Annotated in this window: 13 protein-coding genes; 9 read left to right on the forward strand and 4 right to left on the reverse strand. The window is 62.5% G+C overall.

Annotation, left to right across the window (positions count from 1 at the left end; translation table 11 throughout):
* Window positions 1–120: 120 nt before the first annotated feature.
* The 4 genes from BMI85_RS04770 to BMI85_RS04785 form a co-directional block, all read right to left on the reverse strand.
* A complete protein-coding gene (locus tag BMI85_RS04770) occupies window positions 121–1,644 on the reverse strand; it encodes a hypothetical protein (RefSeq protein WP_210402306.1) in 1,524 nt (507 codons plus the stop codon).
* On the reverse strand, window positions 1,644–2,390 hold the full coding sequence (locus BMI85_RS04775; protein ID WP_078599716.1) for an FAD:protein FMN transferase: 747 nt from the start codon (window positions 2,388–2,390) through the stop codon (window positions 1,644–1,646). Before BMI85_RS04775 ends, BMI85_RS04770 begins: the two co-directional genes overlap by 1 nt.
* A 7-nt stretch (window positions 2,391–2,397) precedes the next feature.
* Window positions 2,398–2,808, reverse strand: coding sequence for an FMN-binding protein (locus tag BMI85_RS04780; RefSeq protein WP_168174735.1), 411 nt, complete (start codon window positions 2,806–2,808; stop codon window positions 2,398–2,400).
* A 486-nt stretch (window positions 2,809–3,294) separates the two neighbouring features.
* A complete protein-coding gene (locus BMI85_RS04785) occupies window positions 3,295–3,768 on the reverse strand; it encodes an autoinducer binding domain-containing protein (protein WP_158522098.1) in 474 nt (157 codons plus the stop codon).
* 294 nt (window positions 3,769–4,062) lie between these two features.
* Here BMI85_RS04785 and BMI85_RS04790 point away from each other — a divergent pair, with 294 nt between their 5' ends.
* From BMI85_RS04790 to BMI85_RS04830, 9 genes are all read left to right on the forward strand, one after another.
* Window positions 4,063–5,103 (forward strand): alpha/beta hydrolase, encoded by a 1,041-nt coding sequence (locus BMI85_RS04790; protein ID WP_210402307.1) that lies wholly within the window; start codon window positions 4,063–4,065, stop codon window positions 5,101–5,103.
* Between the two features lie 57 nt (window positions 5,104–5,160).
* Window positions 5,161–6,075, forward strand: a complete 915-nt coding sequence (locus tag BMI85_RS04795; RefSeq protein ID WP_143594996.1) for an AraC family transcriptional regulator — start codon at window positions 5,161–5,163, stop codon at window positions 6,073–6,075.
* Window positions 6,076–6,345: 270 nt separating this feature from the next.
* Window positions 6,346–7,350 (forward strand): AraC family transcriptional regulator, encoded by a 1,005-nt coding sequence (locus BMI85_RS04800; protein ID WP_078599722.1) that lies wholly within the window; start codon window positions 6,346–6,348, stop codon window positions 7,348–7,350.
* A gap of 108 nt (window positions 7,351–7,458) precedes the next feature.
* Entirely contained in the window at window positions 7,459–8,286 is an 828-nt protein-coding gene (locus BMI85_RS04805; protein WP_078599724.1) for an NAD(P)H-binding protein, read from the forward strand.
* Window positions 8,287–8,311: 25 nt separating this feature from the next.
* Window positions 8,312–8,740, forward strand: coding sequence for a DUF4345 domain-containing protein (locus BMI85_RS04810; protein ID WP_078599726.1), 429 nt, complete (start codon window positions 8,312–8,314; stop codon window positions 8,738–8,740).
* Window positions 8,741–8,894: 154 nt separating this feature from the next.
* Complete coding sequence (locus BMI85_RS04815; protein WP_078599728.1) at window positions 8,895–9,392, forward strand: anthrone oxygenase family protein; 498 nt, start codon at window positions 8,895–8,897, stop codon at window positions 9,390–9,392.
* Window positions 9,393–9,433: 41 nt separating this feature from the next.
* Window positions 9,434–9,916 carry a GNAT family N-acetyltransferase gene (locus BMI85_RS04820; RefSeq protein WP_246832481.1) on the forward strand — a complete coding sequence of 161 codons (483 nt, stop codon included), beginning with the start codon at window positions 9,434–9,436 and terminating at the stop codon, window positions 9,914–9,916.
* A 128-nt stretch (window positions 9,917–10,044) separates the two neighbouring features.
* Window positions 10,045–10,929, forward strand: coding sequence for a DMT family transporter (locus tag BMI85_RS04825; RefSeq protein WP_078599732.1), 885 nt, complete (start codon window positions 10,045–10,047; stop codon window positions 10,927–10,929).
* Between the two features lie 374 nt (window positions 10,930–11,303).
* A complete protein-coding gene (locus BMI85_RS04830; protein WP_168174736.1) occupies window positions 11,304–14,513 on the forward strand; it encodes an autotransporter domain-containing protein in 3,210 nt (1,069 codons plus the stop codon).
* Window positions 14,514–14,580 lie beyond the last annotated feature (67 nt).

Consider the following 14,580-nt stretch of genomic DNA (forward strand, 5'->3'; position numbering starts at 1 on the left):
CAGGCTCGTCCCCGTGACCTTCCGGCCTGCACCGGAAGATCCGGCATCCGCCGGCTCATCCAGCTCTCATCGAGGGTTTCAGGACAGCGCGGCATGCTCTCCAGAACGAGGCCGCCTCCGTCACAGCCCGGCAAAGGCATCGGTGTGAATCCATCTGCGACGCACGCCGCATTTGCGCAGCATCTTCAGAAACCCGGAGACCATGGTGCTCGCGCCGGACACATAGACGCGCCGTTCGTCCAGATCGGGAACGCATTCGCGCAACTTCGTCTCGTCCATCCGGCCCTGCACCAGCGTAACATCGTCATATATGGCGGAGCCGGGTTCTCCGGACACCGCGTAGACCACCTTCATCCCCAATTCGTTGCGCGCGCGTGTCAGAAGCTCTCGATAGGCGATCTCGTCTGCTGACCTGTTCGCGTAGACCAGAACGATATCGCGTTTCTCTCCGCGTTCGAGGAGGTCGGCGATCATGCTGCGAAACGGGGTAATTCCGATCCCGCCCGCGATGAACAGAAGCTTCTTCTCGCGCTGCCGCGGCAGGACGAATGTGCCCGCGATCTGGGAGCCGTAAATCGTGTCGCCTTCCTGCAACCGCAAAAGCCCCCGCTTGAACGCGCTTCCCTGAGGGTTGAACTTGACGCCAACCCGCACGGCCGAGGCCCCGGGCGCGGAGGCGATGGTGAAGGGCCTGCGGTTGCCGCGCTTGTCCGACCCCGACAGCCCCAGCGTCCAGTCGAGATACTGGCCCGCCCGGAATTTCAGGGCGCGATCCGACTGAAAGACGAATTCGTAGCAGTTCGCGGCGATCTCCTCGACACCGATCAACTTCATCTTGAACCGACCTTTGGGGCTGGCGGCCCAAGCGTAGATATTCGCCACGAGGAAGGCCATTTCGGGGGAGAAGTACATCGTCCCGATATGGATGTTCGAGGAAGACAGAACCCCGACGATGGTGGCGTAGACATGCCGCGACCAGCGACCATGCGCGGCCGTCAGCGGCTCCGTCAGCATTGCGAAACCAGCAAAGAACAGCGGCGAATAGAGGAGCGTCTGTTGCAGCGCCATTCCCATCATGCCCGGAGGCGTCGTTACCAGAACGGCGGCGAGGTTGGACAGGATGTAGACCGCGATCATGCCAAGGCGTTCGATCTTGTAGGCGACGAGCAGCCCTCCGAGGATCACCAGAGGCAACAGCTGCGGCGTGCCCCCGACCCACCACAAGGCCGGGGTGTTGAGCGCTAGCCCCGCGACGACCGCGCCGATCGCCACCGGATTGAAGATGTGCTTATGCCCGAGCGTCAGGATGAATTTCGACGCGATCGCTGCGACCGATGCGAGCACGATCGCGGCCAGTGTCATCGGATCGGCGAAATCCGCGGGCGGCATGATGAGCGCGAGGATCAGGGCCGTGATATAGACGGATTCCGCGTTCGTCGGCAGCTTCAGAAACAAGCTGAAAAGCCGGTTCGTCACCCAGGCGCTCGCGACAGAGAGCACGAGCGACACGACCAGCCCGACAGGGTCGAGGAAGGCCGCTCCCATCATGCCGACCGCAATCCCGCCCAGAAACAGGATCCCGAGGTAATAGACCATCAATCGATACATCGTGACGCCATTCAGCGAACGCCTGATCAGTTTCATCATGAGAAGACAAACTCCTTGAAACCGGTCGTTTGCACGGCCGTTCCATCCTGGTGGATTTGGTAGGCTTCGAGGCCATCGAGGGCTTCGATGTAGTAGATGCCCTTGTCGCCCATCGCGAAGGCCGCCGTGGCGTGTAGGTCCGCGACGAGCACGTCATGCCCGATCACGGTGATGCTGACGGGGCCTTCGATGCGGCTGGTTCGGTCATGCGGGTCATAAATATGATCGCCACGGACGTAGTTGCCCGACGTCGCCACGCCCTGCCCTCTTGGCGCGATCGCCTTGACGATCTGGCGCGGATCGAAGGGATTGCGAATGCCGATCGACCACTCCCGGTCGCGCGCATCGCGCCCGCCGACTTGAATGTCTCCGCCCGCATCGATGCAGAAATTCCCGAACCCGTCTCTCTCGAGCAGTCGGGCCGCACCGAGGATCGCCCATCCTTTCACGACACCGGAGGGATCGATGGTTCCATCCTCGCACCTAATGTCGAAATACCCGCCCGTGATCTCTTGCATGTCATGGGCGATCTTCAGGACGTCGCGCATCTGAGAACTGAGTGCGGGCGCATCGATCTCGCCCGAATTGAAGCGCGAAACTTCGCTGTCAGGGCGGAAGGGGCTGAAGCGTTTATCCGCGTCATTGAAGACGTCGAACACCCTTTCGTGAATGTCTGCGCCCTCGGAATTCGGGATGTCGAGCGTGATCGGCATTCCCATGATGATCCGCGTCTCGACGGTCATGGCCGGACTATTTCAGCGATTTCAGCAGCGCATCATTTGCCGAATTCAGGAACGCCTGGCTGGTGAGCGTTGCGCCGGAAATGTAAGAGACGTTGGTATTCTGCGCCATGACGATCTCGCGCTCGAGCATCGGCAGCGCCTTGCTGTTGATATAGCGGCTCGTCCTGCGATCCGTCGGCGATCTCAGGATGTCGATGGAGGCGATTTTCCCATTTTTCACATGGGCTTGCACCTGCACATAGCCGTAATACTGGCGGACCGGAGACCCGGTCCAAGTGCCATCCTGAAATTGAGCGTTCGCGGGAATTTGGCGAGGCTGCGAAAAGCTCGAGAAAAAGCCTGCCGATGCCGCGGTCGAACTGAGCAGCACAGCGAGAACGGTGCTTGAAAGTGCGCTTGTAAACTTCCTGCTCGTCATTGGGGACCTCCTGATATTCCTTGCGGGCTCCCGGCCCAGTGACTTCGATTTGACGGTCGCTCGCCTGCCCCCAGACCACTTATAAAGATACGTGTTCCGCATCGACATTGAAGTCGCGCCCGTTCCCCTTTGCGTGAAGCAATTGCGAGCGAAGGGAGCGACCCTATCAAGAACGCAGTCGCGCCCAACCCCATATCAGCTTGAGGTGTCGCCTCTCCTTCGCGGATCTTTCACCTTGCCAGCACTTGCGCTCCGTCAGCCTCACCGCCGCCGGAACAGCAACCTGAGGGAGAACGCAGTCTCTGCGAGGATTGTCAGCCCATATGCGGGGCGAAAGCCGACGAGAGGTCGGGCACGGAAGCTATTGGCAACGCGCGGACGGTTCGTTCGCTGCCTGGCCCAGACCGACACGAGAACGATAGCCGCGCCGGGCTCGAGACGGGCGACGCGCCCCGACCGTATTGCGCCCGGCCTTCAAACGACCAGCTACGCTGGCACGATAATTTGACGCAATTTCTCAAGCTCCTCCTCGGACATGTCCAGCGCATCGCGGGTCACATCGTGAAGCTCCTGCATCAATGTTTGAGCCTGCTCGATCTCCTCCTGCGTGATCGGACGAGACGGATGGGCAAAGAAGCCGAGCGAGCGGTCCAGCTCCCCAAGCGCAATGACTTTTCCGAAGCGCAATCCGAAACGCGCGGCGGCGCCGAACACGTCACTCTGGTCACCGTCGGCGAGATCTTCCCAGTCACAAATGCCCTGATTGGAGATCGCCCAGCGGACGGTCGGATCCACAAAAACGAGCTCTTTTTCAGTGTAGTAATCGACCCACTCTTTTGGGTAGGTGAGATAGCTAAGGGTCGGACTAGCAAAGCGAACATGCAGGCCCAACGCGAATGTCCAATCGCAGACCCGGTTCAGACGTTGCAATAGGTCCTCGATCTTATGCAGATTATCCATGTCTCGCCTCCTGACCACATCTTGCAACTCTTCGCCGATGCTTTTGGCGTATTTAGGGCAGTTTCTTGAAAACTTCGATTTGTAAATTCGGGATACAAGCTGAGACCGATGAAACCCGTGCTGTGCCTGAGGACTCTGGACCATCCGCAGCGGGAGTTTTCGGGTCGAGAGTGCCTTTGGGGAGAAAGCGCGATAGCGCCGTTCCGATGAGACCGGCATCCTGAAACGACACCTCGCAACCAGAGAAGCGAAAGACAATGCGCTTTCGGAGGATCAGGCAAGAATACCCCCGGAATGATATACCTGTCTCCGGCCTTCGGGACTTATTTCGAGTGCAACGCCGATACGCAGATTGGCGCGTCGATCTCGAAAGGACACATGATGGAACTCACGCAAGACTGGGACAAAACCTTCCCGAAAAGCGACAAGGTCGACCACAGCAAGGTCACCTTCACCAACCGCTACGGCATCACGCTGGCGGGCGATCTCTACGCCCCCAAGGGCGACGGCCCCTTCGCCGCAATCGCGATCAGCGGCCCGTTTGGCGCCGTGAAAGAGCAATCCTCCGGCATCCACGCGCAGACGCTCGCCGAGCGCGGCTTCGTGACCCTGGCATTCGACCCGTCCTTCACAGGCGAAAGCGGCGGCAGCCCGCGCAATGTCGCATCGCCCGACATCAACACCGAGGATTTCAGCGCTGCCGTCGACTATCTCGGCCTGCTGGCGTCGGTCGATCGCGAGCGCATCGGCATCCTCGGGATTTGCGGCTTCGGCGGTATGGGCCTGAACGCAGCCGCGGTGGACAAGCGGGTCAAGGCCGTGGCGGTCACCACGATGTATGACATCAGCCGCATGATGGCCAAAGGCTACTTCGACAGCAACACGCCCGAGCAGCGCGCGGAAACTCTCGAGGCGCTCGGTCAGCAGCGCTGGGTCGACGCGGAAAACGGCGCTCCGGCCTATGGCCCGGTCTCGCTCGAACTTCAGGGCGGCGAGCCGCAATTCGTCGTGGAATACGCCGGCTACTACAAGTCCGAAGAGCGCGGCTTCCACCCCCGGTCGGTCAACTCGAACGCGTCCTGGACGCTGACGACGCCCCTGTCGTTCATGAACATGCCGCTCCTGACCTATATCGACGAGATTTCGCCGCGTCCGAGCCTGTTCGTTCACGGCGACAAGGCGCATTCGCTCTATTTTAGCGAGACGGCTTACGCCGCCGCGGCCGAACCGAAAGAGCTGTTCATCGTCGAAGATGCGAACCACACCGATCTCTACGATCAGGTCGACAAGATCCCCTTCGACAAATTCACCAGCTTCTTCACCGAGAACCTGTGATAAAATGCTCGGAGCCGCCTGCGGGCGGCTCCGAGCTGCAGACGGGGCATGATGCCGATGAATGAGCAGACCATCCGATATGGACACTCGCACGACGCCCTCGCCGCGATGATCGCGAAATGGGCCGAGGGTTCGGAAGATGTCTCGACCCCTCTCCCCGATCTGAGCTTCTTCCGGCGCACGCGCCCGACCGAGCCGGATGTCTGCCTGGTCGAACCCGCGCTTCTGGTCGTGGCGCAAGGGGCCAAACAGATGTTCGTGGGCGGCGCACCGCATCGATACGACCCGTCCGGCTTTCTGATCACTTCGCTGGAAATCCCCGGGCAGACGCAGATCATCGAGGCGAGCGAAGAACGGCCCTGCCTAGGGCTGGTCCTGAAGCTCGATCAGCGGATGCTGGCCGAGATGGTCGCGCGCAACGTTACGCCACCGCCCTCTCACGCAAAGGAGCGCAGCAGTGTCGCGGTGGGCACCATGACCTCTGACCTTCTCGCCCCGCTCGAGCGGCTCGTGGCGCTTCTCGACGAGCCCGAGGCCCTCCCTGTTCTTGCGCCACTGATCCGGCAGGAAATCCACTACCGGCTCCTGCGCAGCGATCAGGGAGACCGTTTGTGGTCCTTCGTCGCCGCCGGTAGCCCGAACCAACGCATTCTCGCCCTGCTCAACTGGATGAAGCTCAACTATGCCGAACCCCTCCGGGTGGACGACCTCGCGGCCCGCGCACAGATGAGCAGTTCGACCTTTCACCAGCATTTCCGCGAGCTCACCACGATGAGCCCGCTCAAATACCAGAAATGGCTCCGTCTGAACGAGGCGCGCCAATTGATGCTCAACGACCATCTCGATGCAGCCAGCGCGGCCTTCCAAGTTGGCTATGAAAGCCCCTCGCAGTTCAGCCGGGAATACTCCCGGCTGTTCGGAAATCCTCCCAAGAAGGACATCGACCAGCTGCGGCTCGATGTAGCGATATAAGACTCCCACATCTCTCCAAGGTGGGGCGTCTTGCGCTGCATGAATTCGATCCAAAATTCGAGCTTCAAGGCCAGAGGCGGGAATGTTGGCTCAGACGAAGCCGCGTCGCGACATAAGCTTCAGCAACGAAGGTCCGGTTCGGGCCGGGACCTTCCTCCTGCACTCTCATGTTGGTTGGAAAGGGCGGCGAAAAGAGGCCACCCTGCCCGCCGCGCGCTCGGGGCCAACGTGAGCTTGGCGGCTCACCACGCGCACCGTAGGATACGGGGCATGGGGTATGTGACGTCTCTCTTCGCACGCAAAATCGTTGCCGCAGCGGGCGGTGGCGTTGACGCTGCCGCGATGCTGGCCAGCGTCGGGATTGCTCCTGACGATCCCTGGAACGCCGGGCGGATGGTTTCCGCCGAGCGTTACTACGACATGCTCGAGAAAATTGCCGATCGGATCGACGTGACGGATCTTCCGCTGCGTACGGGCGCCTCGATGCGGCTTGATGAATACGGTGCGCTTGGACTGGCCTTCAAGGCCGCAACGACGCTCCGAGCGTCCTACGCGCGGGTCGAACGCTACGCGCGTCTCTGGACCAGCGTCGTCGAATACGAGCTGCGGCCGGAGGCCGGGGGCACCCTCTTCATCCTGCACCGTGAAGGCGAGCGGCGCCTCGGTATGCGGCTGTCGAACGAGGCGACCCTTGCGAGCGCCGTGTCCATCGCAAGGCAGGTCTCACCAGTGCCCCTCGCGCCCGTGGAAGTGCTTGTCCGGCATCCCGCTCCGCGCTCGATTACCGCACACGAAGATTGGTTCGGCTGTCCGGTGCGCTTCGGGGCCGATCTCGACGCGATCTTCTATGACAACGAGACGCTGGCCCGGCCCAATATTCTCGGCGACGAGGGGATTTCGAAATATCTAGCGAAGCATCTCGACGCGGAAATGGCCGAGATCACGCAGGAGCCCGCGCTCGTCTTGCAGGCGAAAACCGCAATCGCCCAAGCCCTCAGCGAGGGCGCACCCAAGATGGCCGAGATCGCCCGCAGCCTTGGGCTCAGTGCGCGGTCCTTTCACAGGCGCCTCTCCGAGCACGGGGTGAACTTTCAGAGGCTCACCGAGGAAACCCGCCGCAACCTTGCCGAAGGGCTTTTGCGCGACGAGAGCCATTCCCTGGCTGAAATCGCGTTCCTCACCGGGTTCTCCGAGCAGAGCGCCTTTACCCGCGCGTTCAAGCGCTGGGTCGGCACGACGCCGGCGAGCTACCGCAAGGATATGACCCACCGCTGACGGGCGCGTTGGCGACGGCGGTCAAAAGGATGGCCTCACCGGTCAAGACCGCGCTGCCTCCCTGCGCATATCCCTTGGTTATCGAAACCGAAGCCAGGGAGACAGCCCATGCAAGACCGGGAGATTCTCGTCATCGGCGCCACCGGCAAGACCGGCCGCCGTGTCGCCAACCGCCTCGAGGCGCGGGGCCTTCCCGTGCGCCGCGGCTCGCGCAGCTCTGCAACGCCCTTCGATTGGGACGCCCCCGAGACCTGGGCGCCAGCCCTGCGCGGAGCGCGCGCAGCCTACGTCACCTACTTTCCTGACCTTGCTTTCCCCGGAGCGGTGGAAAAGCTCGAGTCCCTCTGTGAGACGGCCCGCGACGTTGGCGTCGAACACCTCGCGTTGCTCTCCGGTCGCGGCGAACACCACGCCCGGCTGGGCGAAGAGGTGGTGCGCAAGTCCGGCATCGACTTCACGATCGTCCGGGCCGCCTGGTTCGCGCAGAACTTCTCCGAGGGCTACCTTCGCGACCCGCTCCTCTCCGGCGTTCTTCCGATGCCCGGCGGCAATGTCGCCGAGCCCATCATCGACATCGACGACATTGCCGAAGTCGTCGTCGCCGCGCTGACCGAAGACGGCCATAAGGGCGAACTCTACGAGGTGACGGGACCGCGGCTGATGACATTTGCCGACATGGCGGGCGAGCTTTCGCGGGCCACCGGGCGCGAGATCCGGCACATCCCGATCAGCTTCGAGGCATTCCACGAGGCCGTCGCGCAGGCTGGCGGCGATTTCGTCGCCGACGTCTTCACGGCCATCGCGCGCGAAACGCTGGACGGGCGCAACGCCCACACCGCGGACGGCGTTATGCGCGCGCTCGGCCGTGCGCCCCGCGACTTTGCAGATTTCGCCCGGGCCGCCGCCCGAACCGGCGCCTGGACAAGCGCTGCCTGATACCGCCCCACGAAAGGAAAATGACATGAGCCCCACCCTGTTCGAGAAGATCGCGCTCGGCCTCTCCGGCCTCACCGCGTTCACCATCGGCGCGTCCATCCTGTTCGTGCCGCACGCCTTCTACGCCAGCTACGGCATCACGTTGGGCGACGACGCCAACCTGCTGAGCGAACTGCGCGCGCCCGGCGCCGGGCTCGCGGGGTTCGGTCTTCTGATGCTGCTCGGCATCTGGCGGCAGGCAGCCCTGCCCATCGCGATCGCGGCGACCCTGACGGTCTTCATCGCCTTTCCGGTCGGACGGCTGGTCGGACTGATCGCGGACGGGATGCCCTCGGGCAACGTGATCGGCGCCCTCATCGTGGAACTGATCCTCGCCGCGCTCTGCCTCGCCGCGTTCCGCCCCCGCCTTTGGCAGCGGGCACCCGGACTCTCCACGGCGCAGCCCGCGCGCTGAGCCTGCCGTGCCAGCGCGGCGCTTCCGGGCGTGATCGATATGACCGGGGAAGTCTGCCGTGCAGGGCATCCAAAAGGCTGACTTTCCTCGAGCGCTGCCACCTTCACAGCGCCGCCGGCACCCCCAACTGAACGCTCCAAAAGGAGACACCCCGATGATCCAACAACTCTTCGAAGTCAGCCTCGTCGCCGCAACGCTTGCCACGGGCCTCGTCGCAGGGGTGTTTCTCTCCTTTTCCGATTTCGTGATACGCGCGCTCGGACGGGCCGAGCCCGCAGCCGGGATCGAAGCGATGCAGATGATAAACCGTGAGGTCTATCGGTCGCTGTTCGCCACGCTCCTGCTCGGGCTGGCCCTTGTCTCGATCCTGCTCGCCGTCGTCGGGATATACCTTGCGGGACCTGACGTGGCGCTCTGGCTCGCCGCGGCCGCCGGGTTCTACATCCTCGGCGTCGTGGCGGTCACCGCCCGCAAGAACGTGCCGATGAATCAGCGGCTTGACCGCATGGAGCACCGAAGCCCCGACTCACATGCCTATCGGGCCAGCTACACGCGCGACTGGACCCGCTGGAACCATCTGCGCTGGGTGGCCGCACTTGCCGCCTCGATCGGCTACCTCGGCGCGACCGTCACGATCGCCGGACAGGTGTGACAAGGTTCGGGCTGGAGCCGACGCGCTTGGGTTTGCCACCCTTGAAGGAGGACAAGACCATGATCGATACAGCACTGACCATTCGCCCGGCCCGCGAGACCGATCTGTTCGAGATCGTCGAGATGCTGGCCGACGATCCGCTGGGGGCCACGCGCGAGGATTTGCGCGCGCCCCTGCCAGAGGCCTACCGCGCGGCCTTTTCCGCAATCGAAAGCGACCCTAACCAGCTGCTGGTCGTTGCCGAGCGCAAGGGAGCGGTCGTCGGAACATTGCAGCTCAGCTTCCTGCCCGGCCTCGCCAGACAGGGCGCCTGGCGCGGACAGATCGAGGCGGTGCGGATTGCGCGCGACCATCGGGGCGGCAAGCTTGGTGAGGCGATGTTTGCCTGGGCGATCGGCGAATGCCGGGCGCGCGGGTGTTCGTTGATTCAGCTCACCACGGACAAGGCCCGTCCGGACGCGCATCGTTTCTATGACCGTTTGGGATTTGAACCGACCCATGTCGGATACAAGCTGAAGCTCTGAGGGAGAGGCGACTAATCTCGCAGGCGAACTCCAAAGAACCATGTCGCGCTTTCCGCGCTCCCTCCGACAGTGTAGGTCTGGCTCGTTTGACCCCTCCTCGTAGGGCTGGTCCAATCAGGGAGGCAACGATGAGCTCTGCGGTTTCCAACGCGCCGAGACCTTACACGCAGGGCATCTTCCTGATGTGCGTGGGCGTGGCCTGTCTGAGCGCCAATGACGCCTTCGCGAAAGCACTGACCGCCGGCTATTCCCCCCTGCAGATCCTATTCCTGCGCAACGTGATCGCCCTGCCGGCCACCATCGTGATCGCGCTGCTCTTCGGTGGCCCCAAAGCCTTGCGGTCGCACCGGCCGCTTGCGCATTTGCTGCGCGGTGCGCTCTGGGTTGGGGCCGCAATGATGTTCTTCACCAGCTTCATCCATCTCGGTCTGGCAGAGGCGACCGCGCTTATCTTCGTCGCCCCCTTCTTCATCACCGTGATTTCAGCCTCTTTCCTCGGGGAAGAGGTCGGTTGGCGGCGCTGGCTCGCCGTGCTGGTCGGGTTTCTCGGGGTTCTCGTGATCATCCGCCCGGGCGGCGCGACGTTTCAGCTGGTGTCACTGCTGCCAGTCGCGACGGCACTTGTCTATGCCCTGCTGATGCTCAGCGCCCGTTGGGTGGACAGCCGCGAGAGCGTGTGGACTTTGCTTGTCTACCTGACGGGCGCAGGCGCGCTGCTGAGTGCGCTGATCGTGCCATTCGTCTGGGTGCCGGTGCGGTCCGAGGATCTCTGGCTTTTCGCGGGGCTCGCGATATTCGGCACCGCCGGGATGACGATGATCACGCAGGCCTTCCGTTTCGCGCCTGCGGTCGTCGTGGCGCCTCTGGACTACACCGGTTTGCTCTGGGCGACGCTCTTTGGCTGGCTCATCTGGCGTGAGAGCCCCGATGCGATGACGGTCGTGGGCGCGGCGATCATCATCGCGAGCGGCGTTTTCACGATCTTCCGCGAGCATAAACAGGCCAGCGACTGAAGCGAGTTGTGTCACCGAGAAAGAGGATATCGGGCCATCCGGGCTAACCGCAGCGAAACCCTGCGATCCGACCGGGAAGATACCGCCTTGGCGAGAAATGCCCGTATCACGTATCGGTGATAATAACGTTAGTGATTTGACAGCCACGAACTTATCCACCTGATTGAAAACAGGGATGAGACGCACGTTACGTCAACGCGCCGAAAATCAATAAATTCAGGCCTGTGGGGGCCAAACGGGGACAATTTCAAATGGAAGCTTTCAACAAGCTTGCGCGCCTGTTCGCGCGTCTTGTCGCATGTCGTGAACCTGCCGCTACGGCAACCTCCAAATCCACTCAGAGCGACAATCCAGCCAGCCGCTTGGACCAAAAAATGCGCACGGGGCTGCGCGCCCTCGGGATCGCAACGGCGTTGATCTTCTTCGGGCAGGCCGCCGCCGCCGTCACCTTCGTGGGCACGCCGACCGCATCTCCGACGACCTTCTCCGGCGCGGGCCAGACCATCGATCTGAGCGTCACCTTCAACACGGACTCTTACGCCTACAATTCCGCTTCGATCACCTTTCAGGCGTTTCCCGCCGGCTCGGTTCAGACCATTTGCCCGCCAGGCACGAACCAGACGAACGCAACGGTCACCTGCACGGCGCGCTATGTAACGACGTCGAGCGACACATCGAATTTGGAGATCATCCCGATCGTCACGGTCAATGGGCTCGATACGGCAACCTATAACGGCGGCATCATCACCGTGGCCTACACCGGCTCGGGGCCTGCAGCCCCGGTGGCCGGCGCGGTCTCGAAGACGGTTGCCTATGGCAGCAGCGCCAACAGCATCCCGCTCGACTTTTCCGGCGGCGGCACCCCGACTTCGGTTGCGGTGACCTCGCAGCCCTCCCACGGGACGACCAGCGTCAGCGGGACCTCGATCACCTACACGCCCACCGCCGGCTATGCCGGGGCGGACAGCTTTTCCTATACCGGCACCAATTCCACCGGAACTTCGAACGCGGCGACCGCCTCGATCACCGTGAGCAATCCCACCCTGAGCATCGCCGCCAGCGGGTCGTTCAGCGCAACCGTCGGACAGAGCTACAGCCAGACCTTCACCTTCTCGGGTGGCACGGCCCCCTATATCGGCTATTCGATCCTCGGCATCCCCGCTGGTCTTAGCGTCACAGCCTTCAACAGCACATCCATCACGATTTCCGGCACACCCACGGTCAGCGGCACTTTCCAGTTAACTGTCGCAGGCACCGATTCCAGCACCGGGAACGGGCCCTTCAAGGTGACGAAGTCCTTCACGCTGACGATCGCCTCAGCGACGATAAGCATTACCTCGCCAGCTTCTCTTACCAATGCGACTGTGGGGAGCCCCTATAGTCAGGTGATCAAGGCCGGTGGCGGCATCGCACCCTACACGTTTACGGTTCAATCGGGATCCCTACCTGCAGGCGTAAACCTCACGACCTCCGGGACCCTCAAGGGCACACCGACTGCGGGCGGCACTTTCTCCTTCACAGTGAAGGCAACCGATAGCAGCACCGGCACAGGATCACCGGCGAACGCCACGAAAACCTACACGCTGACCGTAAACCAACCGACGATCTCCGTGGCGCCGACGACCTTGCCCGATGCGGCGCAGAATACGGCATACAGCCAGACGATCACCGCGAGTGGCGGCACCTCCCCCTACACCTATTCCGTTTCTGGCACCTTGCCCACTGGCATGACCCTCTCGTCAGGCGGCGTGCTTTCCGGCACGCCGACGGGCTACGGCAGCTTCAACTTTTCCATCACCGCCACTGACAGCTCGACCGGCACGGGGCCCTATACCGGAACGCAAAACTACGCGTTCAACGTGACGGCCGCCTCGCCGGTGATCTCCACCACGAGCCTGCCCGGCGCAATGGTCGGCACGCCATACAATCAGACGATCACGGCTACGAGCGGCAACGCGCCTTACACGTTCTCGATCGCCTCGGGCACCCTTCCGGCCAATATCAGCCTGAGCAGTGGTGGTGTCCTGAGCGGAACGCCGACAACGGCCGGGTCCTATGATTTCACGGTGCAGGTGAAAGATGGCGCGGGGAATACCGATCAACAAAGCTACGCGGGCTTTACCGTCTCGAAAGCCGCGACCGGAGTATCGCTGACCCTTTCGTCGAGCAGCGCGCTGCAAGGCGTTCCGGTCACGATGACGGCGAGTGTAACGAGCGGCGCCTCGCCGACCGGCAACATCATCTTCCGCGACGGTGGCACCGCGATTGCGACGGTCGCGCTATCCGGCTCGACGGCGAGCTATACCACGCGCACGCTCTCGACGGGTTCGCATTCGATCACCGCGGATTACTCCGGGGATGCCGCCAATGCGCCCGCGAGCTCGGCGGCACAGTCCTTGGCCGTCAACGGCCGCCCTGCCCCTGAGCTCGATCCGACCGTGAGAAGCATGATCGTCTCGCAGGTTTCGACATCGCACCGCTTCGGGCAAACCCAGATCGACAACACCCATCGGCGTCTCGACACGCTTCATGGCATGCTGCGCTCGGGCGGAAGCCGCACCGGTTGGGGAACGACATCCCAAGCCTTTGCGGGGACAGGCGGTGCGCCGGAGGCTTCGGCAGCCCAAGGGGCGACCACGCCGAGCACGAATTACCTGCTCGATCCGGCCGCCACCAATTCGGAGAGCTCCTCGGAGCCGGAGCAGGTCATCGATCTCGTTTCCCGCGCTTTGCAACCCGCACAGAACGGCTCTGATCTGCCCTACCGTATCTGGGCGACAGGCACGCTCGATTTCGGCAGGGATCAGGTCGATGGCGGCTATACCAACAAGCTCTCGACGCAGGGGATCACGCTCGGTGTCGACCGGGTCTTCGGCAGCGACATCGCCGCAGGGGCCGCGCTTGGCTTCGGATATAACCGGACGACCTTCGGGCCGGATGGAAGCAAGTCGCGCTCGCGGGCGAAAACCGTCTCGCTCTACGCCACATGGCAGATGAAGCCCGATCTCTTCCTCGATGCGACAGGCGGTTATGGGAAGCTGAACTTCCGGGAAAACCGTTACTCGACCGACGGCGGCGTGATGCTTTCGGGCGAGCGCGGCGGCCATATGCTCTTCGGCTCGCTCGGCCTATCGCAACTCGGGCAATTGGGACGATGGAGCACGTCGAGCTATGGCCGCCTCGACGTGGTGAAACTGTCGCTGGACAGCTACTCGGAAACCGGCTCGTCGGTTTGGGCGCTAGACTACGGAAAGCTCGAAAACACGACAGCTTCGAGCGTCATCGGGATCACGGCCGAATATGACATGCGTCGCGACTGGGGGACCCTGACACCCGGCGCGCAGCTGGAATACCGGCATGCGTTCAACGGTGGCTTCACGCAAACTCTCGGTTACGCCGATCTCGGAACGATGGATTACTCCTTCGCCGGGGATACGCAATCGCAGGATGCCCTGACCCTCGGGCTGTCGCTGCGCGGAACGGTCGATCAGAACATGGACTTCGAGCTGGGCTATCAGTTCACCTCCGACCTCGCTTCCGCACATAGCCAACAGGTAAGAGCCTCGATGCATATCTCCTTCTGATTTCGAAGTTCAGAACGGCACAAAATCAGAAGGTCCACTGAGCTTTCGCGACCTCGCAGAACGAGAA

Origin of the sequence: Thioclava sp. DLFJ4-1, from assembly GCF_002020145.1 — a bacterium.
GTDB lineage: Bacteria > Pseudomonadota > Alphaproteobacteria > Rhodobacterales > Rhodobacteraceae > Thioclava > Thioclava sediminum.

What these genes read in the sequence shown, in the direction of transcription:
- BMI85_RS04790 (WP_210402307.1), top strand. Translation starts at nt 4,063, where the DNA reads ATGATATACCTGTCTCCGGCCTTCGGGACTTATTTCGAGTGCAACGCC.
- BMI85_RS04775 (WP_078599716.1), bottom strand. Translation starts at nt 2,390, where the DNA reads ATGACCGTCGAGACGCGGATCATCATGGGAATGCCGATCACGCTCGAC.
- BMI85_RS04815 (WP_078599728.1), top strand. Translation starts at nt 8,895, where the DNA reads ATGATCCAACAACTCTTCGAAGTCAGCCTCGTCGCCGCAACGCTTGCC.
- BMI85_RS04770 (WP_210402306.1), bottom strand. Translation starts at nt 1,644, where the DNA reads ATGAAACTGATCAGGCGTTCGCTGAATGGCGTCACGATGTATCGATTG.
- BMI85_RS04800 (WP_078599722.1), top strand. Translation starts at nt 6,346, where the DNA reads ATGGGGTATGTGACGTCTCTCTTCGCACGCAAAATCGTTGCCGCAGCG.
- BMI85_RS04805 (WP_078599724.1), top strand. Translation starts at nt 7,459, where the DNA reads ATGCAAGACCGGGAGATTCTCGTCATCGGCGCCACCGGCAAGACCGGC.
- BMI85_RS04785 (WP_158522098.1), bottom strand. Translation starts at nt 3,768, where the DNA reads ATGGATAATCTGCATAAGATCGAGGACCTATTGCAACGTCTGAACCGG.
- BMI85_RS04795 (WP_143594996.1), top strand. Translation starts at nt 5,161, where the DNA reads ATGAATGAGCAGACCATCCGATATGGACACTCGCACGACGCCCTCGCC.
- BMI85_RS04830 (WP_168174736.1), top strand. Translation starts at nt 11,304, where the DNA reads ATGCGCACGGGGCTGCGCGCCCTCGGGATCGCAACGGCGTTGATCTTC.
- BMI85_RS04810 (WP_078599726.1), top strand. Translation starts at nt 8,312, where the DNA reads ATGAGCCCCACCCTGTTCGAGAAGATCGCGCTCGGCCTCTCCGGCCTC.
- BMI85_RS04825 (WP_078599732.1), top strand. Translation starts at nt 10,045, where the DNA reads ATGAGCTCTGCGGTTTCCAACGCGCCGAGACCTTACACGCAGGGCATC.
- BMI85_RS04780 (WP_168174735.1), bottom strand. Translation starts at nt 2,808, where the DNA reads ATGACGAGCAGGAAGTTTACAAGCGCACTTTCAAGCACCGTTCTCGCT.